The following is a 24,593-nucleotide window of genomic DNA, read 5'->3' as shown; positions in this document are numbered from 1 at the left end:
GTCTTCTGCTGTGCGCCCGCGGGCGCGGCGCGGCGCGAGGAGGGCGTCACTCCCAGTGCGGCGGACGCTGCTCCTGCAGCCAGCGGTCGTGCTCGTCCTCGTCGGGGCGCTCGCCCCACCCGCGGTCGGTGTCGTCCGAGGTCTGCTCGGGGGTCGAGCGGCGGCGGGGCGCGACCCGCGGCGTCTCCGTGGTCCCCTCCTGCGGGGTCTGCTCCGGCTGGTCGGTCATGACGCGTCTCCCTCCTGGGCGATGGCCTCACGCACGGCCCGGGTGACCAAGGCCTCCTGACGGGCCGGATCGGCGAAGATGTCGACCGCCCACAGCCTCAGGTGGTGCCAGCCGAGGTCGGTGAGCCGCTCGACGAGGATCCGGTCCCGCTGCCGGGTCGAGGCCAGGCCGGCGTAGCCGGGCCCGTCGACGTCGACGGCGACGAGCATCCGGCTACGGTCGCGCGGGTCGGCGACGGCGATGTCGACCCGGTGCTCCCCGGAGCCGACGTCGGTGGCGACGACGAGCCCGCCGTCGCGCAGCCGCCGGACGAACCCGGCGAGCAGTGGGCTCAGCTCTGCGTCCTCTGCGCTGCCTCGCGGACCACCGACCGGCGACGGGGCGGCGATGCCCTCGAGCAGCGTGCGCAGGGCCCGGTGCCCGGGCAGCGATCCCCGCTCACCCCCGAGGTCCTGCGGGTCGATCGTCGTCACCCAGACGATGGTCCGGCGGGCTCTGGTCGCGGCGAGCAGGACCAGCTCGGCACCGGTGACGCCACTCAGCGCGCCGAGGCGCTGGATGACCCGTCCCTGCGGCGAGCGGCCGAAGCCGACCGAGACGATGACCGCGTCGCGCTGCTCGCGCTGCCACCGGTCGGCCGGCTTGATGACGAGGGGCTCGGGCAGGTCACGCAGAGCCTGGGCGATCTCAGGGTCGGACTGGCTCGCCTCGGCCACCGCGTCGGCGATGCGGTCGGCGTGCCGCTGGCCGAAGGTCACGACACCCAGCGAACGGCGGGGCTTTCGCTGGAGGTGCTGGCGGACCCGGGCGACGACGGCCTCGACCTCCGCCGTGGTCGACTCGACGAGACCGGTGCGCTCGTCGAGGACACCCACGCCCTCGACGCGCTCGAGGTGCACCGCGTCGTGGGGTGCCGGGGCCGGCGGGTGCACGACCTCACCGGCGGTGGCGGCGCCACCGAGCAGGGTGTCCACGCGCGGTCGCGGATAGGCGCTGTCGCGGAGCGCGCGCGTGGGCAGGACCCGCGCCGTCAGGTCGGCGAGCGAGGTCCGCGGCCGGCCGGGGGCGGGCACGCCGGCGTCGGCGGTCCACGTGTCGGGGGGCAGCTGTCCGCGGTCGCCGATGACGAGCAGCTGGCTCCCTCGGGCGATGCCCGAGAGGGTGCGGGCGAGGGTGGTGCGCGAGGCGTCGTCGACGACGACGAGGTCGAAGGTCTGGTCCCGGGGCAGCACCTGCCCGACGACGAAGGGGGCCATGGCCCAGGCCGGTGAGGCGGCCCGCAGCAGCCCGCCCCAGCGACCGAAGGCACGGTTCCACGGCAGCGACGGGCGCAGCCCCTCGTGGGCGGCAGCCACCTCGCGGGCGGCTGACCGGTGCCGTCGCCCGTCGGCGTGGAAGCGCTCGCGCTGTCGGGCGGCGACACGAGCAGCGTTGGCGCCCAAACTCGCCCGGTCGGCCTCGACGAAGGTCCGCAGCGCCTCGTCGAGCTGCTCGCCGGTCACGCCGGCGACCCGCTCGTCCTTGCCCGCCTCGGCGAGCACCGAGGTCCACCACACGAAGAGCACCTCGTCCGCCACGGACGACGGCGCGACGCGGCGCGACGCGAGGTCGTCGAGGAGGTCACCGAGGCCGCGCTTGCGCAGGTCGTCGAGGTCGTCGATGACCTGCGGCACGGCCCGCGCGCCGGCCACGTCCTTGCCGAGCTCGTCGAGGCGGGCGGTGAGCTCCTCCCACGGGGTGTCGAGCAGATCGCCCCCCTTCGCCGTGTCGCCGATGACGGCACCGACGTGCGTGAGGTCGGCGTAGACCCGCTCGTAGGCGGTGTGGGCGCGGTCCATCTCTGCCGGGATGCGCGGTCGACCGCCGCCACCGGTGAGGCGGGACCAACTGCTGCGCTGGCGCGCGGCGAGCTGGAGGGCGGCGTGCAGGTCCTCCGGCGGGCGCCCGGGCCGCAGCAGGCGGCGCGCCTGAGCACGCAGGCGGCGCCGCTCGACGACCCCGAGGGGTTCGCCGTCGACGGTGAGGCCCTTGGGTCCGGTCGCCGCGAGGAGGTGGTCGAGGGGGGTGTCGAAGACCTCCGGCCGGAAGACGTCGACGGTGTCGCGGATCTCCTCGATGCCGGCGAGGAAGCGCCCGTGGTCGGCCGGGCAGGACGCCCGCGGCTCGGCGATGTCGGCGAAGACCTCGCGCACCGTCGTGCGCAGCTGGGCGAGGGTGCCCTCGGGTCCGCGCAGCCGGTCGATCGCGGCGAGCACCTCGTCGACGTCGGCGGCGCTGTGCAGCCGGGCCCCGGCCCACGGCTCGTCCTGCCGCCCGGGCCGCCAGGCCTTGCGTGTGGCGACACCGGTGAGCTGGGTGACGAGGGCGTCCCTCCCTTCGGCATCAAGCGAGGTGAGGACTCGGCCGGTGAGCCGCACGCGCGAGCGCGGGGCGGGACGGCGGGTGCTCAGACCGACGATCGCGTCGTGGGCGTCGGCGATGGAGACCCCCCACGGGGGCCGCGGCTCGTGCCGGGCGTGGGTGTGCCCGTCAAGGACCTTGGCCGCGGCGGCGGCCCGGCGCCCCGGGCGGTCAAAGGAGCGCTCGCTCTCCGGGAGGCGGCGCGGCCAGCGCTCGACGACGATGGTCGGGTCGACCTCGGCGGCGGGGTCGGTGACGTGGACGAGCAGGTCCTCGAGGCCGGCGGAGGCGAGCTCGTGCGCCACGGCGTCGATGGCGGCGGTCTTTTCGGTGAGGAGGAGGACGCTGCGGCGCTCCCCCGCGGCCTGTGCGATGACTGCCGCGACGAGCTGCGCGATGCCGGTGCCGGGCGGGGCGTCGACGTAGAGGTCCTGCCCGTCGGCGACCCGGTCGAGCACGGCCTGCTGGTCGGCGGTGATGTCGAGGACGGCGCTGTCGGCGACGCTCGGCGGCTCCTGCTCCGGCGCTTCGACGGGCCGACCCCGCAGGAGGGTCGCGGCCGGGCCGTCGGCGGTGAGCTCGCCGAGGTCGGTCAGGTCGGCGAGCGCCTCCGCCTTGCCGTAGGGGTAGGCGGCGATGACGATGCGCGAGGTGATGTTGAGCTCGGGCAGGTCGGCGCACATCTCGCGCAGCGCGTCGAGCACCGGTGTGGGGTTGAAGCCGCGGCCGTCTCCCCGGCCGAGGTCGGCGAGGGCTTCGCCGTCGATGTCCCGACGCAGGGCGCGCCGCAGGTAGGTGAGCAGCGCCGGGTTGACCTCGGCGCGGGGTGCGAGGTCGAGCGCGAAGTCCGACCCGGGCCGCAGCCGCCGCAGGGAGGCGCGTCGCAGGATGACGGGCGCGAGCGGGCGGTCGACCTCCCCGGGCACGTGCCAGGAGGCGGAGCCCATGGCGAGGAAGCAGGTGTGCACGCCGTGCTCCTGGGCGATCCGCTCGACGTGCTCGGTCAGCTCGGCGGCGCGGCGCTGCACCCGCAGCAGCGCGCCGGGCTCGCGCACGAGGTCGGAGAGGCGGGCGTCGCGGCCCGAGAGGAGCATGGCGATGCCGCCGGGGTGGGCGGTCGTCAGGTCGACGACGTGCGGGTCGCGGGCCGGCCAGAGGAGCGTGTTGGGGCCGCCGAGCTCCATGAGCTCACGGCGCTGGGGGGACACGTCTGCCGGCACCGGGGCAGGGGTCGTCGGCGGCAGGGTCACGGCCCCAACGCTAACAATTGCGACCGCGTCCGAGCGGGACCAGCAGGCCGACGAGCAGCGCCGCGCCGCCCGCGAGGAGGGCGAGGGCGGGGTAGCCCCACCAGCCGACGACGACTCCCGCGAGCGCGCCGCCTCCGCCCCCGGCCAGCCCCATGGCCACGTCGGCGAGGCCCTGCGCCGCAGGCCGCTGGCGAAGGGGGATCGCCCCCGTCAGCAGGGTCGACCCGGCGATGAGGGTGCACGACCAGCCGAGGCCGAGGAGCACGAGCGCGAGGGTCAGCACCGCGGAGTGGCCCTCGGGTGAGGTGGCCGCGAGGACGCTGGCGGTGAAGAGGATCGCGGCGCCCAGCCCGATGACGGCCCGGCCACCCCACCGGTCGACGGCCCAGCCGGCGACGGGCGACAGAGCGTACATGCCGACGACGTGCAGCGAGATGACGAGCCCGATCACCTCAAGGGTCGCGTGGCCGTGCCGCATGTGCAGCGGGGTCATGATCATCACCGAGACCATGACGGTGTGCCCGAGTGCCATGGCGAGCACCCCGGTCAGGGCGTCGGGGTGGGATCGGATGACGGCCCAGCCGCGGGTGGGCGGCTCCCCGGGGCCGGGTTCGTCGTGGTCGACGTGCAGCTCGCGGGCGGTGAGCAGCGGGTCGGGGCGCAGCGCGACCAGGAGGACGAGGCCGGCGAGGAGCACCGCCACGAGCGAGAGGACGTAGGGCCCGACGAGCACGGGCAGGTGCAGCCGCTCCGCCACCCACCGTCCCGGACCGGTGAGGTTGGGGCCGGCGACGGCGCCGACGGTCGTCGCCCAGACGACGATCGACAGGTGCCGGCCGCGGTGGTCCTCGTCCGCGAGATCGGTCGCGGCGAACCTCGCCTGCGAGTTGGCCGCCGTCGCACCGCCGAAGAGCAGGAAGCCGGTGATGAGCAGCGGGAAGGACCCGATCGCCGCCGCGCCCACGATGAGCAGTGCGCCGCCGACAGCGAGGGCGTACCCGAGGACGAGGCCGGGGCGTCTCCCCTGCGTCGCCATGACCCGGGCGACGACGATGGCGGCGAGCGCACCGCCCAGGGTCTGCGCGGTGCCGCCCAGACCTGCCCAGGCCTCGCTGCCGGAGACATCGGCCGCGAGGAGGGCCCCGACCGCGGCGCCGGCGCTCACCCCGACCCCACCGATGATCTGCGAGCCCGCCAGGGTGGCGATGGTGCGCCGCTGCAGCGCCTGGGTGGTCACCGAAGGGAGTATGACGCGTACCCTGTCCCTCGGCGTGGTCCCGCACCGCGCCGGGCCTCCGTAGCTCAGGGGAAGAGCACTTCTCTCCTAAAGAAGGTGTCGCTGGTTCGAATCCAGCCGGGGGCGCCCCTAGATTCCGGGGTTTTCGCCACCGTGCGGGCCCTCGTCCGGGTCAACTCGCCCGCTCCTCAGGCGCCCGGCGGCGTTGATGTCACCCGGTCCCCCTTCTCCGGGCAACCAGGTGACAGCAAGCCCGCCAGGTGACATCAACGATGCCAGGCGACGCCGGGGCGCACTGATCCTCGACGCGTGCGGCCCCCATCTCGGCCACCCGCGCATCACGCCCTTCGACACAACACGCCGTCGCCCTCGCCTGCACCGCCGCAGACGCCCTCTCGAAGCCCTGTTCGAGGGCGTCAAGAGGGTGGCAGGAGATTCCTTCGGGAACCTGCCGAGCCGGGCACCTGCCGCGCGTGCCCCCGGCACCGGCGGCGCGGTCACCTGCCGTTAAACTAGGAGCCCGTCCCCGGACTCGTCGAGAGGCCTTCGTGACCCTGCTGCTGCTTGCCCACTTCGCGGCGGCAGCAATTGCGCCCGGACTGGCCAAGAGCCTCCACCGCCGGTCCTTCCTCGTCCTGGCCCTCGTCCCCGCGGCCACCTTCGTCTGGCTCCTCGCCCAGTCAGGCACCGTCACCGAGGGCCACACCCTCGTCGAGCAGATCCGCTGGGTCCCCCAGCTCGGCATGGACTTCTCCCTGCGCCTCGGCACCCTCCAGTGGCTCCTCGGCCTGCTCGTGAGCGGCGTCGGCGCTCTCGCGCTCGTCTACTGCGCCTGGTACTTCAAGCCCGACGACCCCAGCCTGTGGCGCTTCACCGGGGTCTTCACGGCCTTCGCGGGCGCCATGCTCGGGCTCGTCCTCGCCGACAACCTGCTCGCGCTCTACGTCTTCTGGGAGCTGACGACGGTCTTCTCCTACACCCTCATCGGGCACAATCCGGTGCGCTCGGCCAACCGGCGCTCGGCGATGCAGGCCCTGCTCGTCACGACCTTCGGTGGCCTGGCGATGCTCGTCGGCACCGTGATCATCGGCCAGACGTCGAGCTACACCATCAGCGAGATGCTCGTATCGCCGCCGCCGGTCGGCGCCCTGACGACCGTCGCTGCCCTGCTCGTCCTCGCAGGCGCGCTCACCAAGTCCGCGCAGATCCCCTTCCACTTCTGGCTGCCCGGCGCCATGGCCGCACCCACCCCGGTGAGCGCGTACCTCCACGCCGCGTCGATGGTCAAGGCCGGCATCTACCTCGTCCTCCTCCTCGAGCCAGCCTTCGCCGACGTGCCCGGCTGGCGCCCCGTGCTCGTCGTCCTCGGCCTGTGGACGATGATCGTCGGCGGCTGGCGGGCGCTGCGGCAGGACGACATCAAGCTTCTGCTCGCCTACGGCACGGTGAGCCAGCTCGGCTTCATGACCGTGCTCTCCGGCATCGGCTCCAAGGCCGCCGCCCTCGCCGCGCTCGGCCTCGTCCTCTCGCACGCCCTCTTCAAGTCCGTGCTCTTCTTCACCGTCGGCATCATCGACAAGGGCACGGGCACCCGCGACCTCACCCAGCTCCACGGCATCGGCCGCACCGCCCCGGTGCTCGCCGTCGTCGCGACGATCTCGGCCGCCTCGATGGCCGGCCTGCCGCCGCTCGTCGGCTTCGTCGCCAAGGAGTCGGCGCTCACCGCCGCCATCGAGTCCGCCCACGGCCCGCTGTCGACGGCGACCGGCTGGCTCACCGTCGCCGGCATCGTCGCGGGATCGGTGCTCACCGTGGCCTACTCCGCCCGCTTCGTCTGGGGTGCCTTCATGACGAAGGGGGAGACCAGCGCCGCCCCGCGGCCCACCCCCTTCGACGCACCGCGCCCCCTGCTCATCGCCCCGGTGCTGCTCGCCGCCGCCACCGTCGCGGCCGGCTTCCTCGGCGACCCGCTCACCGAGCTCTTCCACCCCTACACCGCCTCGCTGCCGGGTGAGGAGCCCGAGCACCTCGCGCTGTGGCACGGCCTGACCCCCGCCCTCGGGCTGTCCGCCGTCGCCATCGCCGGCGGCCTGACGCTCTTCGCGCTGCGGGCCCCCTTCGCTCGGCTGCAGGCGCGCCTGCCCGACGTCGCCGACGGCGAGCGCGTCTACCAGCGCTTCATGAAGGCTCTCGACCGCTTCGCCGTCGAGGTCACCGCCCTCTCCCAGGGCGGCTCGCTGCCCACCTACCTCGCCGCGATCTTCCTCGTCGTCATCGCCCTGCCCGGGGTCGTCGCCGCAACCGCCCTGCCCGGCGCGCAGGTGCGCCTGTGGGACACCGTCGCCCAGGCCGTCGTCGCCGCCCTCGTCATCGCCGGCGCCGTCCTCGCCGTGCGCGCCCGCAACCGCCTGCAGTCGGTGATGTTCGTCGGGACCACGGGCTACGGCCTCGCGCTGCTCTTCCTGCTCCACGGCGCACCCGACCTGGCGCTGACCCAGGTACTCGTCGAGACCTTCAGCCTCGTCCTCTTCGTGCTCGTCCTGCGCAAGCTGCCCGAGTCCTTCCGCCGCCGCCCGCGCTCCGCCCGCCGCTCGTGGCGTCGCTCCTGGCGGCTCGCCCTCGCCGGCTCCATCGGTCTGGCGATCTCGACGCTCACCGTGGTCGCGGCCAATGCACGAGTGCACGAGCCGATCTCCACGGCCTTCCCGCAGGAGGCCTACGACTTCGGTCACGGCCGCAATGTCGTCAACGTGACGCTCGTCGACATCCGCGCCTGGGACACCCTCGGCGAGATCTCCGTGCTCGTCGCCGCCGCCACCGGCATCGCCAGCCTCGTCTTCGTCCGCACCCAGGACGTCGAGCGCTCGTGGACCCGCCGCCGCAACCAGGGCGCGGTCATGGCCTCAGTGGTGCGCGAGCGCCGCTCGGTCATCCTCGAGACGGCCACCCGGCTCGTCTTCCACGTGATGATCCTGCTCTCCCTCTACCTGCTCTTCGCCGGCCACAACCAAGTCGGCGGCGGATTCGCCGGCGGCCTCGTCCTCGGCCTCGCCCTGCTCGTGCGCTACCTCGCCGGTGGCCGCGCCGAGCTCGACCGTGCCGCCCCGGTGAGTGCCGGTCTCGTCCTCGGCGCCGGGTTGGCCATCTCCGCGGTGTCCGCCCTCGCCCCCCTCGCCTTCGGCGGCACCGTCCTGCAGTCCGCCGTCCTCGAGGTCGACCTGCCGATCTGGGGCCACGTCAAGATCGTCTCCGCGCTCGCCTTCGACATCGGCGTGTACCTCATCGTCATCGGGCTCGCCCTTGACGTCGTCCGCTCGCTCGGCGCCGGCATCGACAAGCAGGCCGAAGAGGACGAGGTGACCGCATGACCGCCATCGCGCCCAACCTCAGCCTCGTCGTCGTCGCCGGCTTCCTCATCGCCACCGGTGTCTACCTGCTCCTCGAGCGGGCCCTGACCCGGCTGCTGCTCGGCATCGTCCTCGCGAGCAACGGCGTCGCCACGCTCTATCTCGTCGTCTCCGGACCGGCCAAGGGCGCCCCCTTCGTCGGCTCGAGACCGGCCGAGGAGATGAGCGACCCGCTCCCCCAGGCCATGGTGCTCACCGCGATCGTCATCGCCCTGGCCTCCGTCGCCTTCGTCCTCTCCCTCGCCTACCGCCAGTGGCGGATCACCGGCAGCGACGACGTCCCCGACGACGCCGAGGACGAGCTGATCAAGCGGCTCGCCGAGCGCGACGAGGTCTCGAGCACCTACGACCCCGACACCCAGTCCACGACCGAGGCAGACGAGGAGGACGCCACCGCATGAGCTCCGCCAACCTCCTGCCGCTGCCGGTCCTGCTCCCCCTGCTCGGAGCAGCGCTCACCCTCGTCGCCCGGCGCCACCGGCGCACCCAGGTCGCGATCAGCCTCGGCGTGCTCGCCGCGAGCCTCGCCGTCGCCGTCACCCTCATGTACCGCACCCACGAGGAGGGCCCGATCGCCCTGTGGCTCGGCGCGTGGAGCGAGCCCCTCGGCATCGCCCTCGTCGCCGACCGGCTCTCGGCGCTCATGCTCCTCGTGAGCAGCTTCGTCATCCTCGTCGTCCTCGTCTTCGCCATCGGGCAGGGCGTCGCCGACGGTGACGATGACTCCCCCCTCGCGATCTACTTCCCCACCTATCTCGTGCTGTCGGCCGGCGTCTCCAATGCCTTCCTCGCCGGTGATCTCTTCAACCTCTTCGTCAGCTTCGAGATGCTGCTCTTCGCCTCCTTCGTCCTGCTCACCCTCGGTGGCAGCGGCGCGCGCATCCGGGCCGGGACGACCTATGTCATCGTCTCGATGGTCTCCTCCTTCCTCTTCCTCGCGGCCATCGCGGCGACCTACGCGGCGGCCGGCACGGTCAACCTGGCGCAGCTCTCCCTCCGCCTGCCCGACATCGACCCCACGGTGAGCCTCGCCCTGCAGCTCATGCTGCTCACGGTCTTCGGGATCAAGGCGGCCGTCTTCCCGATGTCCGCGTGGCTGCCCGACAGCTACCCGTCGGCGCCCGTGCCCGTCTCCGCGGTCTTCGCCGGGCTGCTCACCAAGGTCGGCGTCTACGCCATCGTGCGCACCCAGTTCCTGCTCTTCCCCGACTCACCGCTGCACCACCTGATCATGATCGCGGGACTGCTGACGATGCTCGTCGGCATCCTCGGAGCCGTGGCGCAGCCGGGCATCAAGCGGATGCTCTCCTTCACGCTCGTCAGCCACATCGGCTACATGCTCTTCGGCATCGGCCTGGCGAGCGAGCTCGGCCTCTCGTCGGCGATCTTCTACATCGCCCACCACATCACCGTGCAGACCGCGCTCTTCCTCATCACCGGGCTCATCGAGCGGGTCGGCGGCTCGACGGTCATCGACCGGCTCGGTGGCCTCGCCGCGACCTCCCCGGTCCTGGCCATCCTCTTCTTCGTCCCCGCGATGAACCTCGCCGGCATCCCGCCCTTCTCCGGCTTCGTCGGCAAGGTGGGGCTGCTCCAAGCCGGAGCCGAGGACGGCAGCGCCGTCGCGTGGACACTCGTCGTCGGGTCGGTCGTCACCTCCCTGCTCACCCTCTACGCGGTCGCCAAGACGTGGAGCCACGCCTTCTGGCGCCCGCGCGCCGAGGACGAGAGCGACCGCGCCTTCGCCTTGCCGACCCTCACCCCGTCCTTCGGCCGGCTGAGCGACGCCATCGGGGCCGTCGTCGCCGCGCAGCGCCCCTCCACCCCCATCGCTCCACCGCCGCCCGCTCAGCCCGTCGAGCGGCCGATGCCCCCGCTGATGCTCGGCGCCGCGAGCGCCGTCGTCGTCTTCAGCCTCGGCCTCTCGCTCTTCGCCGGGCCCCTCTTCGCCTACACCGACGCCGCGGCCCAGCAGATGATCACCCGTGACGGCTACGTCAAGGCCGTCCTACCGCAGGAGGGGCCGTGAAGGACGCCGACACGAGCACGGCCGCTGCCACCCGGCGCGGCGGCTGGCAGCCCCGCGCGATCATCGCCCTCGCCATCGTCTGGGTCCTCCTGTGGGACCGGGTCACCCTCGGCAACGTCGTCAACGGGCTGATCATCGGCGCCGTCGTCACCCAGATCTTCCCGCTGCCGTCGGTCCAGTACTTCGGCCGGATCCACCCGTGGCCGCTCGTCCAGCTCATCGCGCGCTTCCTCGTCGACCTCGTGCAGGCCGCCGTCCAGGTCGCCGCCGCCACCCTCAGCCCGCGCCCCGCGCAAGGCGGGTCGATCGTCGCCGTCCAGCTGCGCACCCGGTCGGAGTTCTACATGACGATCGTCTCGGCCCTCGTCTCCCTCGTGCCGGGCTCGATCGTCGTCGAGGCCCGACGCCGCGCGGGCATCCTCTACGTCCACGGCTTCCACGTCACGACCCCCCAGGAGCTCGAAGAGCTGCGCCGGGACGTCCTCGCCGTCGAGACCCGCGTCGTGCGGGCCATCGGCACCCGCGAGGAGATCACCCTCTGCTCCGAGGAGGAGGCATGAGCATCATCCTGGCCATCGCCCTCGGCATGCTCATCTGCGCCGCCGCGCTCGTGCTGGTGCGCGTCGCGCTCGGCCCGACCAACCTCGACCGGGCGCTCAGCCTCGACGTCCTCATCGTCATCGTCACGGGCATCATCGCCACGCAGATCCTGCGCACGGACGACCCCGGGCCGCTGCCGATCATGGTGGTCTTCAGCCTCACCGGCTTCGTCGGCTCGGTGTCCGTCGCCCGCTTCATGGCCCGCAAGCAGGACGACGCATGAGCTGGCAGGAGATCTGTGACCTCGCCGGGGGCATCAGCCTGCTCCTCGGCTCGACGATCGCCCTCGTCGGCGCGATCGGTCTGGCCCGGCTGCCCGACATCTTCGGCCGCATGCACGCGGCGACCAAGCCGCAGACCCTCGGCCTGCTGCTCATCCTCGTGGGCCTGGCTCTCAACGTGCGCACCTGGGCCTCGGTCGCCACGCTCTTCATCGTCGTCGGCGCCCAGGCCCTCACCGCCCCGGTGACAGCCCACATGCTCGGCCGCGCCAGCTACCGCACCGGCGCCTCCGAGGACGACCTGCTCCACCACGACGAGCTCGGCGAGGACTACCGCCGCATGACGGAGCAGCAGGCCACCGGCGACGAGGCCTGACCGCACGACGAAGGGGGCGGAGGGAGATGATCTCCCTCCGCCCCCTTCGTCATGGGGTGGGCCTGACTCAGACGCGGCCGTACCCGGAGACGCCGTCGAAGATCGGACGGATCGAGATCGACTTGCCAGTGCGCGGTGCGTCGATCATCATGCCGTCGCCGACATAGATGCCGACGTGCCACGAGGGCGAGCCGAAGAAGACGAGGTCACCCGGCTGCGGGTTGGACACGGGGGTCGCGGCGGCCTGCTGGGCCGTCGTGACGCGCGGCAGCGACTTGCCCGCCTTGGCGAAGACGTACTGGGTGAAGCCCGAGCAGTCGAAACCGGAGGGGGTGGACCCGCCATAGACGTAGGGGACGCCGATGTACTGCTTGGCGATGGAGATGACGTCGGAGCTCGCGGAGGAGGCCGCGGCGGGGGCGGGCTCGCTCTTGGCCGGGGCCGGGGCCGGGGCCTGACGCTCCTGCGAGCGGCTCGGCGAGGTGGACTCGGTGCGCTCGCTGGCCTGCTCCTCGCGGGCGGCCTGCTCCTGCTCCTGCTCGCGCTGACGCTCGGCGGCGGCCTCCTGGCGGGCCTGCTCGCGCTCGGCGCGGGCCCGCAGCTGGGCCGGGGTCGGGCCGGTCGGCTTGGCGACGGGCTCGACCTCGATCTTGCCGAAGGCGGCGTCGGTCGCCTTCGACGACGTCGTCGTGGCGGGCGCGGTGACCGCGGCGGCGGGAGCGGCCGGGGCGGAGGCGGTCTGGACCGGGGCGGCGTCGACCTCGGCGGCCGAGTCGGCGGCCTGGGCGGGGATGGCGATCGCGGCGATCAGACCACCGGAGGCGGCGATGACGGCCGAGCCCTTGGCGAGGGGCGTGCCCGCCTGGCTGACGATCTGGCCGAGCTCGGACACGGGGTTGTAGCGACCGGCGGCGCGGTGGCGCCCGACGTTGTGAGACAAGGTGATGACCTCTATCCCGCCTACGGGGTCAGCTGTCGGGTTCGAGCCAGAGGTCTGGCCCGGCCCTGCGACACCGGACCGACCTAGCGGTCCGCTGCGTCCCAGGACTTCACCCCGAGGAGCATCCTCGATGCCCCGCAAAACGTGGGTCCCCCGCTCCTGTCATGCGGTGTCGTGCAGATCCGTCGGGTGCGGTGACAGGACTCAGCGTCCGCGTGACGGGTCCGCCCAGGGGGAGCGGACCATCAGACCGTACCCGCAGATCACGGCAATGTCACGCCGAGGTCACGAGAGGTCACGGAGCGACCAGCTCGACGAAGACGTGCTCGGCGACGTCCTTGGGCAGCGACACCGCGTCGCCCGGCTGGGCACCGACCCGCGCGACGATGACGCGGTCGCCCTCGGGGGTGACATCGACGACCTCACCGGGGCGCAGCCGCGCCTCGGTGAGCAGCTCCAGCGCCTCGTGGTCGACCTGGGCCGGCTCGCCGATGCGGCGCACGCGGTACTGCCCCGTGGGCTTGCCCTGCGCGACCTGGACGAGGCTCTGCAGACCCTCGAGGTAGTCGATGCTCGCCTCCTCGTCCGAGAGCAGCTCGTCGAGGCCGGGGATCGGGGTCCCGTAGGGCGACTCTCGGTGCTCGGGCAGCATCGCGAGGATCTTGCGCTCGACGCGCTCGCTCATCACGTGCTCCCACCGGCAGGCCTCGTCGTGCACGTGCTCCCACTCGAGACCGATGACGTCGGCGAGCAACCGCTCGGCGAGGCGGTGCTTGCGCATCACCCGCGTGGCGAGCAGCCGCCCCTCGTCGGAGAGGACGAGCCGCCGGTCCTCGCCGAGGCTGACGAGGCCATCACGCTCCATGCGCGCCACGGTCTGCGAGACGGTCGGGCCGGAGTGGCCGAGCCGCTCGGCGATGCGGGCGCGCATCGGCGGGATGTTTTCCTCCTCGAGCTCGAAGATCGTGCGGAGGTACATCTCGGTGGTGTCGATGAGGTCCTTCACGAGCCCCATCATGCCCTGCCCGGCGGCGCCGCGGGCCGCCGCGTCAGGCCGCGGAGCGCTCCCGGTCGGCGCGTGGGATCCACAGGCTCGTCCAGGCCAGCCCCGCGAGGCCGAGGGCCCCGAGCGCCACGGCGGCGGCGGGCAGCGAGACGAGGGTGGTGACGGCGCTCAGGCCGAGCGAGCCGCCGGCGTGCCCCACCTCGCCGGTGAGCCGCCAGGCGCCGAGGAACTGGGCCCGGTCGCGGCTCGGCGCGGCGTCCGCGCCGAGGGTCATGACGATGCCCGACCCCAGCCCGTTGCCCAGGGCCATGGCGAGCGCGACGGCGAGCAGCTCCCCCTTCGTGTCGGCGAGGGGCAGGGCGACGAAGGAGAGCGAGACGACGCCCAGCAGCGCCCCGACGACCCACATCCGACCGAGCCGGTCCATGACCCAGCCACCGGGGTAGACGAGGACGAGCTCCGCGAGACCGGCGACGGCGAAGATCTGCGAGGAGTCGACGCCGTCGAGGCCGATGTGCAGCGCCCACAGCGGCAGGATCGCCAGCCGGGCGGAGCGCAGCGCCGAGATCACCGTGACGCCCAGGCCCTGGGTGAGCAGCAGGCGCGCGTGCCGCCGGATGACCCGGAAGACCCCGGTGTGCGGCTCCTGCGCGCGGGCCCGCTCGTGCTCACCGGTGAGGTCGGGTGCGGTGAGGACGGTCAGCACGGAGCCGGCGGCGAGGAGCACGGCCAGCCCGTAGGCCCCCTGCAGGCCGAAGGGGGCGATGGCCAGCGACCCGACGACCGGCCCGAGGAGCAGCCCGGCCCGCATCGACCCACCGAGCAGGGACATGCCACGGGCGAGGAGCTGCCGCGGCAGGACGTCGATCATGAAGCCCTGCCGGGCGAGGAAGAAGGCGGAGGAGGCGAGCCCGCTGACGAGCAGCGCGACGCCCATGAGCCACAGCGAGGGCGCCCACCCCGCGACGGCGAGCGCCGCGACGTCGAGCAGGCCAGCGCGGACGAGGGTCGCGCGCTCGCCGATGCGGGCGACGAGGGCCCCGGCGGGCAGGACCCCGACGAGCTGCCCGACCCCGGTGAGGGCGACGACGAAGGCGGCGGTGCCGAGGCTCGCGCCGAGCTCGTCGGCCCGCAGCGCAGCGACCGGGATGACGGCGCCGGTCGCGGCGGCGGAGAGGAAGGTCGGCCCGAAGGCGGGTACGGCGATGCGCCTCCAACCGAAGGTCTCGCGCGTACTCATCCCCCTCATCCTCTCCTGCCGGCTCGTCGCTAGGTTGGGGTGGTGCACACCACAGCCGAGACGACGACCGTGTCCCCCCTGCGCGCTGGCCCACCGGGCACCGGCAACGGCGGCTGGGTGTGCGGGCTGCTCACCGAGCGCCTCGACGACCTCGTCCCCGCGGAGGGGGACCTGACGTCGGCGACGGTCCGCCTGAGCGCGCCGACGCCGCTCGGGCGTCCGCTGCGGTGGGAGGTCGACGGCACGGTCGCCGACGGCGCCGAGCTCGCGGTGCACCTGCTCGACGGCGACACACTGCTCGGCACGGCCCGCCGCACGACCGCCCCCGACCTGACGGTCCCCGCACCGGTCGACCTCGAGGCGGCCCGGACCGCGGCGGCCGGCGTCGACGCGAGCGACCACCCCTTCCCCGGCTGCTACGTCTGCGGGCCCGAGGCCGAAGGGGGCCTGCGCGTCTTCGTCGGGCCGGTCGCCGGCCGCGACGACGTCCTCGCCGCGCCCGTGACCCTGACCGAGGAGGGCCTGCCGCCGGTGCTCGCAGCGCTGGACTGCCCGGGCGCCTTCGCCGTGGGCTTCGGCGAGGAGGCCCTGCTGCTCGGCACCCTCACCGCCACCGTCCACGCCGACGTGCCCGTGGGCCGCGAGCTCGTCGTCGTCGCGTGGGAGATCGGGCGCGAGGGCCGCAAGCGCCACAGCGGCACCGCCCTGCTCGACGGCGAGCGGGTGCTCGCGAGCGCCGCCGCCACCTGGATCGTGGTGGCCCGATGAGCCGCCCGCTCGCCCTCGTCACCGGCGCCAGCTCCGGCATCGGGGCCGCCACCGCGCGTGCACTCGCCGCGGCCGGCCACGAGGTGGTCTGCGCGGCCCGCCGCACCGACCGCATCACCGACCTCGCCACCGAGATCGACGGGCGCGCCGTCACCTGCGACGTCACGGACGCGGCCTCCGTCGCGGCGTTGGCCGCCGAGATCGGCGACCGCCTCGACGTGCTCGTCAACAATGCGGGCGGCGCCTTCGGCCTCGACCCGGTGGCCACCGCCGACATCGAGGACTGGCGAGCCATGTACGAGGTCAACGTCATCGGCACCCTGCGCGTGGTGCAGGCGCTGCTCCCTTCGCTCGTCGCTGCGGAGGGGGTCATCGTCAACGTCGGCTCGACGGCCGGCCGGGTCTCCTACGAGGGCGGCGCCGGCTACACCGCGGCCAAGCACGCGCTCGCGACGATGACGGAGACGATGCGCCTGGAGCTCGTCGACCAGCCGGTGCGCGTCACCGAGATCGCGCCGGGGATGGTGCACACCGAGGGCTTCTCGCTCACCCGCTTCAAGGGTGACCGCGAGCGCGCGGAGCAGGTATACGCCGGCGTCGCAGAGCCCCTCGTCGCCGAGGACGTCGCCGACGCGATCACGTGGATGGCCACCCGCCCCCCGCACGTCAACGTCGACCTGCTCGTCATCAAGCCCCGCGCGCAGGCCGCCCAGCACAAGGTCCACCGGGAGAGCTGACATGACCGACCTGCCCACGCCCACCACGCCCGAGGCCGTCTTCACCTATGCCGCACCGCGGCTGAAGTTCGGCCCCGGCGCCGTCCGCGAGATCGGCCACGACGTCGCCGGGCTCGGCGGCCGCCACGTCCTCGTCGTCACCGACGCGCGGCTTGCCGCCACCGGCCACCCCGAGCGGGTCGCCGAGGCCCTCCGCTCGGCCGGCCTGCGCGCCGAGGTCCACGACTCGGCCGCCGTCGAGCCGAGCGACGCCTCCCTCGCGGCCGCCGTCGAGAGGGCGAAGGGGGCGGCCCCCTTCGATGCCGTCGTCGCCGTGGGTGGCGGGTCGAGCATCGACACGGCCAAGGCGGTCTCGCTGCTGCTCACCAACCCCGGCGAGCTCATGGACTACGTCAACGCTCCGGTCGGCGGCGGGCGGGCGCCCGAGCAGCCGGTGCTGCCCCTTGTCGCCGTGCCGACGACGACGGGCACCGGTGCGGAGTCGACGACGGTCTGCGTCCTCGACGTGCTCGCGGCCAAGGTCAAGACCGGCATCAGCCACGAGCGGCTGCGCCCCGTGCTCGCCGTCGTCGACCCCGAGCTGACCGCCACCCAGCCGCCCGGGGTCACCGCCTCGGCCGGGATGGACATCCTCTGCCACGCCCTCGAGTCGTGGACCGCGCGGCCGTACACGAGCTACGAGCACAAGACGCCTGAGCAGCGGGTGCCCTACTGCGGCTCCAACCCGATCTCTGACCTCTATGCCGAGAAGGCGATGCGCCTGCTCGGCGGCGCCTTCCGCGGTGCCGTCGCGGGCGAGGAGCGGGCCCGCACCGACATGGCGCTCGCGGCGACCTTCGCGGGGATGGGCTTCGGCAACGCCGGTGTCCACGTGCCGCACGCCAACGCCTACCCGGTCGCCGGGCGGGTCCACGACCTGGGCTCGGCCTTCCGCCCCGACGGGTACGACGTGGGGGAGGCGATGGTCCCGCACGGTATGGCGGTCGCCTCGACCGCTCCGGCCGCCTTCGCGATGACCTTCGCAGCCGACCCGCAGCGCCACCTGACCGCCGCCGCCTGGCTCGACCCGCAGGGCCTCGACGCCGACGTGCCCGAGCCCGAGCGGCTCTCCGCTGTGCTGCGTCGGCTCATGCGCGACATCGGGCAGCCCTCGGGGCTCGCCGAGATCGGCTACGCCGAGGGGGACGTCGACGGCATCGTGTCCGGGACGATGCAGCAGCAGCGCCTGCTGGCGACAGCGCCCCGCGTCGTCACCGAGGAGGACCTCGCCGGGGTGGTGAGGGCTTCGATGCACCACTGGTGAGTTTGGCGATTGATGCTCCGCGGCGACACACCAAGGCTGATATTCCCCACACTGCCACCAGCCGAGAGTTGAACGACAACCCTCCGTAGCGAAGCAGTTACAGGTACGTCAGCCACCCTTCGCTGTAATAGCGCACTCTCGAGGGCGCGAGAGCGCGCTCGATCTCAGCCGCAAGCGACATTCCCCGCGCGTCCAGCTCATCGATATGGCCAGCGAGCGAGCGCCGCTCACTCAGGCCAAGGGGGACAACAACTTGATAGTCAGCGTTCCACGCGACGATGCGAGCGACCAAGTCAACAGGGAGCCCGGCCCGGTCGATCACAAGGTGGCCTTCGGACTCTTCGCGCAGGGAAGGATCAATGTAGTCGGCGGAGAGCGTCAAGTACCTCATGGCTTCCACGCCCGATGGAAGATCACGCCTGTGTCGGGGTTTATCGGCTCTTCACCCACGATGAGGGTGCCGATCCGACCTGAAGTCTGCAACTGCCCCTGCCAGCGCAGGACCAGGTTGGGGTCAATTGCAGAATCGGACGGTCTTGCAGGAACCACCGTCGTGTTGCCGTCGAACTCGCTGAGTGTCCCGACGGCGACACCCGATGGCGAGGCCGCGATCGGGTGTCCGCCCATGGACGATGGCAATGTGCCGGTCACCGGGTCTAGGACCAACACAAGGCTGTTCGGAAAAGTTGTCGCGATCTGCAGCATCAGCCGCCACCACCCAACCGATTCATCCTTGCGATGAACAGCCCTTGCTCCCGACTGCAAGCCAAGCAGTGGGGGTACACCTCGAAGGGCCCATCACTCTGCGAAATCGGCGGTTGGGGATCTGGGATCGCGCCCCCCGACTTGGTCCCTGAGGTCCTTACCCCGCATCGATGACAGCCCGTATCACTCATGATCTCGTTCAACTCGTCGCGCTGCCCTCGCGTGAAGTCCCGAGTCGTCGCCTGGGATCGAGCGGCGAGCAAATGGGCCCGGAGACAACAACCCGTCACCTGTCCTTGCGGCAACACCACTTACGGGAATCGAAACCGCCGCCCTCAAGGGCGCGACTGGAGGCTCCGTCGGCCACTCGGGTCGCGTCGATTCCACAGGCCGAGGTTCAGGGTGTGAGCCGGTCTCGTAGTCGTGGGCAGCCATGTCGTAGGTGGTGGCGAAGGCTTGAGGCAGGGCTGTCGCGCTGGATGTCGACCAGCCCAGAAGCGCCGCACAGACGACGAAGAAGCCGACCACGCGCCCCAGGCACAAGCCGTCACGCGTCATCGCGCATCGCTTCCAACGCGAGCCGAGCCAACTCTCGTATGCGGTGCCATTCAAGCGAGTGACGAAGCGCCCCCGCATCCCAGGGCACATTATCGCTCGAGAGCGCGCGGTCGATGTCCGAAAGGCGATCCTGAAGTTCTCGGTCGGAGATCTCAAGTAGTGGACTCAGCACCCTCCACACGTCGTCGAACTCAAGCCCGAGTTCGTCGATCGATCCCTCAATACCGAGGTTTCGCAGGTACTGCAGTTGGTCGTCCGCAGGGGAACTCAGTCTGCGCAGAACTCCCTGGGCAGCTTCGAGCCAGTGTTCACGGGGCGTCGATATCGTCATCGGATGATCCCGCCGAGGTCGCCGTTGGGCCCGACCACGCGCCAGTACGGATCAGGCCCGTGGTGTCCCCCGCCGGGGTGCCAACGGATTTGGGGTCCAGTCGGGTTGCCAGCATCGTTGTACTGACGGAGTACCCATCCCTGGCCTTGCCGACTTCCCTTGCCGAGGGTCTCTACTTGCCAACCAGGCGTACGGCCAATCATCGATTCGACCTGAGCCGGCGACTTTCCCACGAGCAACCGCGGGTTGGTCATCACGTCGTCAACGGACTCCAAGCACTTCCCGACCGGCCGTAGTGCCTTGGAACCCGTGTTTGCGGCGACTGGCGACGGGTTAGTCAGTCCCGCTCCCTTCTTGACCGGCGGTCCGGGAAGGAGGTCCGTGAGGCACGGGCCGACCTTGGCATACTGGCCGTTCGTGATGTGTTGTGGAGCGTTGAGTGCGTCGAGCGGAACAAAAATGCTGATGCCGAAAGATGTGGCGTTGGCCGCGTAAGTCTCCGTGCGACTCGCTTCGTATGTCGGGGTCCCGGTCGGGACGGTGCTATAGGTGAAGGCCCCTGGCTCGAGGAAATCCGATGCGCGAATACCCTTGAACAAGTCACCCCCAGTTAGGAGGTCGCCAGGCACCAAGGCCACATCGGCGAGCCCAGCCGCTCCGTGACCAACTCCCGCTCCTAGGTCTTCCAACCAGCGCGGGATTTCCCCGGATGGGTCGACCATCGTCAGAGGCCCTGCGTTGACGTACAAGTACGGGTTGCTCGCAGGGTTGGGCGGGCCGAGCGTGATCGGGTCCGGAGCGAAGAAGGCGCCGATGCCCAGGTAGTCCCGGGCCCGTAGGTGGATCGTGCCGGTGAAGGTATCGGTGTACTCGCCGGTGTACCCGATCTCCGGGGCCACCCGAGTCGCGGACTTGCTGGGAGTCTCCTGCCGGCCAAACGCTTGGTAGTCGTGGCGATAAGCCGTCGCACCGTCCGGCTTGAGCACCTCCCTCACCGAGCCCTGACGATCCGACACGAAGTACGAGCGACCGTAGGCACCGGAAGGGTGCGAAGAACTGAGCGGCGCCCCGGTGGGGTCATACCGGTAGGTGCGGGTTGGCTCCTCTCCTGCAGGGCCCTGCTGGGCCAGTTTGGGCAGTGGGTTGTTGTTGTCCCACGCCAGCTCCGTCGTCGACCCGTTGCGCGTCACCCCCACGCGGTTGCCGAAGGCGTTGTAGGTGTACGTCGCCTGCCAGGGTTCGTTTTTGACCATCCGACCCAGCGGGTCGAACTCGATGTCGCCATCAGCGTTGCCTGTGGGGTATCCATCCGCATCGAACGCCACTGTCGGGGCGGACGGCTCGGCGCCGGCCCTCGCGTCCCACAGTTTGATCGGCTGGTCCGCGTCGTCGTAGCGCACGCGAGCGTCAACCCCATTGCCGTGTTGAGTCCGCGTGATCCCCGAGGTCTCGTTGTAGGAGTACGTGTCCACGTCCGTCGCCCCTGTGCACGACGTCGCGTTGTGGCACTCCTTGGTCAGACGATCCGAGAGATCGTGGTCGTAGCTCGTGGAGGCGACCGTGGACCCGCGGGAGACCGTCTCCCTTACGGGATTTCCGTTCGTGTCGTAGAGGTACTGGTATCTGCTGATCAAAGAACCAGATTGGGTGGTGTGGATGTCAGTAGCGGCACCAACAGAGTTGTATGCCCGCGTCTGCGAGACGCCACTGGCGGCCGGGTAGGTGATGTTCGTCAGGTTGTCGTCTCTGTCGTAGCCGAACCTGGTGGTCTCCGAATTGCTGCTCGAGGTCGCGATGCGGCCGTCGGTGTCGAAGCCAAAGGTCACCGCGCCGTGGGTCGGCAACGTGCGAGATGCCACCTCCCCCCAAGGGGAGTACGAGTACGCGAACACCCCCATGGGGCCGGCCATACCCGTGAGCTGGTGCGCAGCGTCATAGGTCAACGTCGTGGTACCCGTCGCATCGACGACTTTGGTGAGATCCCCCCCGGGCGAGTACGCGAAGGTGGACGACGAAGCGGCGCTGCTTGTTGTCGTCGACGTCTGAAGCCCACGTGCGTCGTAACCGGTGCGGATCGTGTACTTGTCCATCAACGCACCGCCGTTGGCATGACCGCGGGCTGTGATGGTCTTGATCAGGTGACCTTCCTCGTCGTACGTGAAGGTCTCCTTGCGGCCGAGGGGGTCAGTCGTAGCCGTGACTTCGCCGCGAGGCGAGTGCGTGTACGTGGTGCTCTTACCTCGACCATTTGTCAACTTCGTCAGGTTGCCGACGGAGTCGTACGTCCAGGAAGTGGTCGCAGAGGCAGGCGTTGTGACACTCAACGTCCGCCCCAGCCCGTCGTGGGTCCACGTGGTCTTGCCACCTCGTGGCGATGTCCGACTCAGCACCCGGTTCTCACCGTCGAACGTCGTCCGCGTGCTCTGACCGAGAGGGTTGACCTGCGTGATCACGTTGCCCGCCGGGTCGTGATCGAACTTCGTGACGAAATCATCCGCCGCGGTGGTTGCATTGCCTCGCGGCGACGTCACAGACGCCAGCAGACCGTTCGCGTCGTACGTGTACGACGTCACGGACAGGCCCGACGGCGACGTCTTCTTCGTCAGATTCCCGTCCGCGTCGTACGTCAGGTTGCGCTGGCCGAGGCCAGGCGCCTTCACGCCGACCTGACGTCCGTTGACGTCGTAGCTATACGACGTGACCCGCGCCAGCGGATCCACAACCCGAAGAGTGTTGCCGTCACCGTCGTAGCTGACCGAGGTCACGCGCCCATCAGGGTCGGTGATCTTGGTCGGAGCCCCATACCCATCCCGGGCGTAGGTGGTCGCCGCGCCGGTGGGGTCGATCTCCTTGGTGAGCCGTCCTCGCGAGTCGTATTGATAGGTCCAGCGGAAATCTGCAGCGACGGCACCCTTAGCGTTGCCGCGCGCCGTCGTCATCGAAGCCATCAAGTTGCGTGAATCGTAGGAATAGGCCGTCCTGGCCCCCGTCGCGTCCGTTTCCGATGTCAGGTTCCCGCGAGAGTCATAGACAAACGACTCGTAGGCTCCAGCCGCGTCGGTCTTCTTGACGATGCGATCAAGCCCATCTCGTTGCAGTACCTCCTTCGTCAACACAGCACCAGTTGTCGATTCCGTCTGCGAAGACATCAATCGACCGTCGACGTCGTAGGAGAGAGTCGACTTCGCGCCATCCGTGGCAGTCACCGAAGTGACGTTCCCGGCCTCGTCGTAGGCAATTCGCTTCGTGTAGTCAGCCGGGCGGGCGGCAGCAGCCGCCCGCGGGTCCGCCACACTGGCAACGCGTCCGGCTGCGTCATAGGTATAGGACGTGACCTCGCCCCCCGGAGCGGTCATCGACGCGAGCTGCCCAAATATGTCGTACGACATCGACGTCACGCCGCCCCCGGGGGCGGTCGTCGAGGCCAACAGGCCGAGCGAGGTCCACGTGTACTTGGTCACCTCCCCCTTTGGAGAGGTGACGGATGACAGGCGGTTGCCTGCGTACGCCATCGTGGTCTTGTTGCCGCGGTAGTCCGTGCGTGAGGTGACTTGGTCCTTCGCGTTGTACGTCAACGTCTGCACGGCCGCGGTCTGCCCCGGGGCAGTCCGCGTGAGCACGTTGCCTCGCGCGTCGAAGGTCTGGCGCACCTTCGTCGGCCCGCCGGCGTCGATGACCGTCTGGTTGAGATCCTGGTCGTACTCGAAAGACGTGACATTCCCCGCGGGATCCTGCTTGCTCATCAGGACACGGCCCACATAGGTGTCGACCCACTTGCCGCCGTTCGGATCCGTCACCGTGGCGACGTCACCGCTGCTGTCCCACGTCAGTGTCCACACCTTGCCGGCCCCATCGACCTGACGGGTCACTCGCCCCGAGGCGTCGTAGGTGTTCTCGACAAGGACCCGTCCACTGGGTGCGGTCACTCGATCGAGTCGACCTGCGGCGTCGTACCGATACGACGTGACCTTCCCGCGCACGTCAGTTACAGACGTCAGTCGACCCGAGGCGTATCCATAAGAGATCTCGCGACCGTCCCAGGTGCGGGCCTTGGTGACCCGGCCACCGCTCGTGGTGAAGGTCGTCGAGCGGCCCACCGCGTCGGTCACCTTCGACACCACTCCACCGGTGGCCGTCACCGAGACGCCGACCCCCGACGCGTCGGTCACCTTCTGCAGGTCACCAGAGCTTGAGAACCGGTGCTCGCTGCCACCCGGTAGCCGCAACACGAACCCTGTCGACGACTGCGTCAACGAGCCGGACGCACCAGGTGGCGTCACCCACGACGTGCCAACCTTCTTGAAGCGAGCCACCGTCCCGTCCGGAGACCGCCACGCCGTCTCGCTCGTGCTCACGTCGAGCCGAGAGCCGTAGAGCCACGACCACCCCTTGCCAAAGCCCACGTCGGAATTCGACTGGGACGCGTACGACCTCGCGACCTCACCCGAGACCCCCGGACCAACCCCGGCAACGTCGACGAAGGATTCGAAAAAACCTCCAGTGGCGGTGTTCACCGGGTCGAGCGCATAGCCCTGCGCATCGGGGCACGAACAGGGTCCCGACTGCTCCGCCGGAACCGTCGGCAATGTCGAACTTGACGCAAAGACAGCCGGGTGCGATTGGCTTCGCCAGGTGGATATCCACACCGAAGAGTTCACGTGACGCATCCTGTACAACACGTAATACTCATGGCCCGGCTCGAGCGAGTGGGATGAACTCAACATTTCCGAATTGATCAACCCAAGCCAAACGCTCAAGTCTGAAGTTTCGTTCGCGCTGAACAATTTCATCGGCGAGCTCGCAAGTTGCTCGGATTCAGTTCGAGGATCCGAGGCATCAATCAGGTACGCCTCGATGCGCCAGCCGACGCCCGCGGGCGGCTGGTCGTCGACCAGTACAGCGAAGAAAAGCGTCCCCCAGTAAAAGGATGAGCCGCCAGGTGGCGCCGCCACAGGTTTGTAATCCTCATTGACATACCTCACGGGCTCCGCTGCAACGGCATGGGTTTGCGTCGTCGAGTTACGAGACAGGCCGCTAGAACCCAAACCCAAAGGCACGTTCGTTTCGATCGCGTACCCCGGACCCGCGAGCCCGACCACAACGGCAACAAGCCACACCGACACCACAAGACGACGCAACACAGCAAGCCCTCCCCGCGCGATGCCGTCGCTCCCCCGGTTGGTGCACGAGCAGCGAGTCACATCTTGGCAGAGCAAGCGCACCCCGGCGACCGGGCGCGGGAGTCAGTCGAAACCA

At 70.7% G+C, this 24,593-nt stretch carries 19 protein-coding genes, 1 tRNA gene and 1 riboswitch; of the genes, 10 read left to right on the top strand and 10 right to left on the bottom strand.

Translation table 11 applies throughout. The features are described 5' to 3' along the window. Positions 1-46: 46 nt before the first annotated feature. The 3 genes from AB4Y78_RS12165 to AB4Y78_RS12155 are packed head-to-tail and all read right to left on the bottom strand — an operon-like array spanning position 47 to position 5,116. Positions 47-229 (bottom strand): hypothetical protein, encoded by a 183-nt coding sequence (locus tag AB4Y78_RS12165; RefSeq protein WP_007926680.1) that lies wholly within the window; start codon positions 227-229, stop codon positions 47-49. Then, positions 226-3,879, bottom strand: a complete 3,654-nt coding sequence (locus AB4Y78_RS12160) for a hypothetical protein (RefSeq protein WP_441713907.1) — start codon at positions 3,877-3,879, stop codon at positions 226-228. Before AB4Y78_RS12160 ends, AB4Y78_RS12165 begins: the two co-directional genes overlap by 4 nt. Positions 3,880-3,889: 10 nt before the next feature. Then, positions 3,890-5,116, bottom strand: coding sequence for an MFS transporter (locus AB4Y78_RS12155; protein ID WP_441713906.1), 1,227 nt, complete (start codon positions 5,114-5,116; stop codon positions 3,890-3,892). Between the two features lie 54 nt (positions 5,117-5,170). Between AB4Y78_RS12155 and AB4Y78_RS12150 the strand changes: the two genes are divergently transcribed. The 7 genes from AB4Y78_RS12150 to mnhG all read left to right on the top strand — a co-directional run bounded on the left by AB4Y78_RS12150 (position 5,171) and on the right by mnhG (position 11,749). Next, positions 5,171-5,242: transfer RNA gene (locus AB4Y78_RS12150), tRNA-Arg, on the top strand. Between the two features lie 422 nt (positions 5,243-5,664). Next, on the top strand, positions 5,665-8,484 hold the full coding sequence (locus tag AB4Y78_RS12145; protein WP_441737166.1) for a Na+/H+ antiporter subunit A: 2,820 nt from the start codon (positions 5,665-5,667) through the stop codon (positions 8,482-8,484). Continuing rightward, positions 8,481-8,924: a Na(+)/H(+) antiporter subunit C gene (locus tag AB4Y78_RS12140; protein ID WP_007926673.1), complete on the top strand. Its 444-nt coding sequence runs from the start codon at positions 8,481-8,483 to the stop codon at positions 8,922-8,924. Before AB4Y78_RS12145 ends, AB4Y78_RS12140 begins: the two co-directional genes overlap by 4 nt. After that, positions 8,921-10,552, top strand: coding sequence for a Na+/H+ antiporter subunit D (locus tag AB4Y78_RS12135; protein ID WP_306512574.1), 1,632 nt, complete (start codon positions 8,921-8,923; stop codon positions 10,550-10,552). Before AB4Y78_RS12140 ends, AB4Y78_RS12135 begins: the two co-directional genes overlap by 4 nt. Next, positions 10,549-11,112: a Na+/H+ antiporter subunit E gene (locus AB4Y78_RS12130; protein ID WP_441713904.1), complete on the top strand. Its 564-nt coding sequence runs from the start codon at positions 10,549-10,551 to the stop codon at positions 11,110-11,112. The genes AB4Y78_RS12135 and AB4Y78_RS12130 overlap by 4 nt, the downstream gene beginning before the upstream one ends. After that, positions 11,109-11,375 carry a monovalent cation/H+ antiporter complex subunit F gene (locus AB4Y78_RS12125; RefSeq protein WP_007926667.1) on the top strand — a complete coding sequence of 89 codons (267 nt, stop codon included), beginning with the start codon at positions 11,109-11,111 and terminating at the stop codon, positions 11,373-11,375. The genes AB4Y78_RS12130 and AB4Y78_RS12125 overlap by 4 nt, the downstream gene beginning before the upstream one ends. After that, positions 11,372-11,749: a monovalent cation/H(+) antiporter subunit G gene (gene mnhG / locus AB4Y78_RS12120; protein ID WP_007926665.1), complete on the top strand. Its 378-nt coding sequence runs from the start codon at positions 11,372-11,374 to the stop codon at positions 11,747-11,749. The genes AB4Y78_RS12125 and mnhG overlap by 4 nt, the downstream gene beginning before the upstream one ends. A 67-nt stretch (positions 11,750-11,816) precedes the next feature. Here the strand turns inward: mnhG and AB4Y78_RS12115 are convergent, their stop codons facing one another. From AB4Y78_RS12115 to AB4Y78_RS12105, 3 genes are all read right to left on the bottom strand, one after another. Further along, positions 11,817-12,689: a C40 family peptidase gene (locus AB4Y78_RS12115; protein WP_441713903.1), complete on the bottom strand. Its 873-nt coding sequence runs from the start codon at positions 12,687-12,689 to the stop codon at positions 11,817-11,819. Positions 12,690-12,691: 2 nt separating this feature from the next. Next, positions 12,692-12,871, bottom strand: a riboswitch (cyclic di-AMP (ydaO/yuaA leader). Positions 12,872-12,984: 113 nt separating this feature from the next. Then, on the bottom strand, positions 12,985-13,695 hold the full coding sequence (locus AB4Y78_RS12110) for a metal-dependent transcriptional regulator (protein WP_128277262.1): 711 nt from the start codon (positions 13,693-13,695) through the stop codon (positions 12,985-12,987). A gap of 43 nt (positions 13,696-13,738) precedes the next feature. Further along, positions 13,739-14,935: an MFS transporter gene (locus AB4Y78_RS12105; protein ID WP_441713902.1), complete on the bottom strand. Its 1,197-nt coding sequence runs from the start codon at positions 14,933-14,935 to the stop codon at positions 13,739-13,741. Between the two features lie 42 nt (positions 14,936-14,977). Between AB4Y78_RS12105 and AB4Y78_RS12100 the strand changes: the two genes are divergently transcribed. Genes AB4Y78_RS12100 through AB4Y78_RS12090 form a run of 3 tightly spaced genes read left to right on the top strand, consistent with a single transcriptional unit; the run spans position 14,978 to position 17,743 of the window. Then, entirely contained in the window at positions 14,978-15,703 is a 726-nt protein-coding gene (locus AB4Y78_RS12100) for a hypothetical protein (protein WP_441713901.1), read from the top strand. Then, on the top strand, positions 15,700-16,440 hold the full coding sequence (locus AB4Y78_RS12095) for an SDR family NAD(P)-dependent oxidoreductase (RefSeq protein ID WP_441713900.1): 741 nt from the start codon (positions 15,700-15,702) through the stop codon (positions 16,438-16,440). The genes AB4Y78_RS12100 and AB4Y78_RS12095 overlap by 4 nt, the downstream gene beginning before the upstream one ends. Before the next feature lies 1 nt (position 16,441). Then, on the top strand, positions 16,442-17,743 hold the full coding sequence (locus tag AB4Y78_RS12090; protein ID WP_441713899.1) for a hydroxyacid-oxoacid transhydrogenase: 1,302 nt from the start codon (positions 16,442-16,444) through the stop codon (positions 17,741-17,743). Between the two features lie 97 nt (positions 17,744-17,840). On the opposite strand, the gene AB4Y78_RS12085 is transcribed toward AB4Y78_RS12090, so the two are convergent. The 4 genes from AB4Y78_RS12085 to AB4Y78_RS12070 all read right to left on the bottom strand — a co-directional run bounded on the left by AB4Y78_RS12085 (position 17,841) and on the right by AB4Y78_RS12070 (position 24,478). After that, positions 17,841-18,134: a hypothetical protein gene (locus tag AB4Y78_RS12085; RefSeq protein WP_007926655.1), complete on the bottom strand. Its 294-nt coding sequence runs from the start codon at positions 18,132-18,134 to the stop codon at positions 17,841-17,843. Continuing rightward, positions 18,131-18,448 (bottom strand): hypothetical protein, encoded by a 318-nt coding sequence (locus AB4Y78_RS12080; protein WP_128277265.1) that lies wholly within the window; start codon positions 18,446-18,448, stop codon positions 18,131-18,133. Before AB4Y78_RS12080 ends, AB4Y78_RS12085 begins: the two co-directional genes overlap by 4 nt. Before the next feature lie 547 nt (positions 18,449-18,995). Beyond that, positions 18,996-19,337, bottom strand: coding sequence for a hypothetical protein (locus tag AB4Y78_RS12075; protein ID WP_007926653.1), 342 nt, complete (start codon positions 19,335-19,337; stop codon positions 18,996-18,998). Beyond that, positions 19,334-24,478 carry a DUF6531 domain-containing protein gene (locus tag AB4Y78_RS12070; RefSeq protein ID WP_441713898.1) on the bottom strand — a complete coding sequence of 1,715 codons (5,145 nt, stop codon included), beginning with the start codon at positions 24,476-24,478 and terminating at the stop codon, positions 19,334-19,336. The genes AB4Y78_RS12075 and AB4Y78_RS12070 overlap by 4 nt, the downstream gene beginning before the upstream one ends. Positions 24,479-24,593 lie beyond the last annotated feature (115 nt).

The sequence above is a fragment of the Janibacter sp. RAF52 genome, from assembly GCF_052114035.1.
GTDB classification, from domain to species: domain Bacteria; phylum Actinomycetota; class Actinomycetes; order Actinomycetales; family Dermatophilaceae; genus Janibacter; species Janibacter hoylei.
This window is presented reverse-complemented; position numbering and strand designations above follow the sequence as displayed.

What these genes read in the sequence shown, in the direction of transcription:
- AB4Y78_RS12165 (WP_007926680.1), bottom strand. Translation starts at nt 229, where the DNA reads ATGACCGACCAGCCGGAGCAGACCCCGCAGGAGGGGACCACGGAGACG.
- AB4Y78_RS12140 (WP_007926673.1), top strand. Translation starts at nt 8,481, where the DNA reads ATGACCGCCATCGCGCCCAACCTCAGCCTCGTCGTCGTCGCCGGCTTC.
- AB4Y78_RS12135 (WP_306512574.1), top strand. Translation starts at nt 8,921, where the DNA reads ATGAGCTCCGCCAACCTCCTGCCGCTGCCGGTCCTGCTCCCCCTGCTC.
- AB4Y78_RS12125 (WP_007926667.1), top strand. Translation starts at nt 11,109, where the DNA reads ATGAGCATCATCCTGGCCATCGCCCTCGGCATGCTCATCTGCGCCGCC.
- mnhG (WP_007926665.1), top strand. Translation starts at nt 11,372, where the DNA reads ATGAGCTGGCAGGAGATCTGTGACCTCGCCGGGGGCATCAGCCTGCTC.
- AB4Y78_RS12105 (WP_441713902.1), bottom strand. Translation starts at nt 14,935, where the DNA reads ATGAGTACGCGCGAGACCTTCGGTTGGAGGCGCATCGCCGTACCCGCC.
- AB4Y78_RS12095 (WP_441713900.1), top strand. Translation starts at nt 15,700, where the DNA reads ATGAGCCGCCCGCTCGCCCTCGTCACCGGCGCCAGCTCCGGCATCGGG.
- AB4Y78_RS12090 (WP_441713899.1), top strand. Translation starts at nt 16,442, where the DNA reads ATGACCGACCTGCCCACGCCCACCACGCCCGAGGCCGTCTTCACCTAT.
- AB4Y78_RS12085 (WP_007926655.1), bottom strand. Translation starts at nt 18,134, where the DNA reads ATGAGGTACTTGACGCTCTCCGCCGACTACATTGATCCTTCCCTGCGC.
- AB4Y78_RS12080 (WP_128277265.1), bottom strand. Translation starts at nt 18,448, where the DNA reads ATGCTGCAGATCGCGACAACTTTTCCGAACAGCCTTGTGTTGGTCCTA.
- AB4Y78_RS12075 (WP_007926653.1), bottom strand. Translation starts at nt 19,337, where the DNA reads ATGACGATATCGACGCCCCGTGAACACTGGCTCGAAGCTGCCCAGGGA.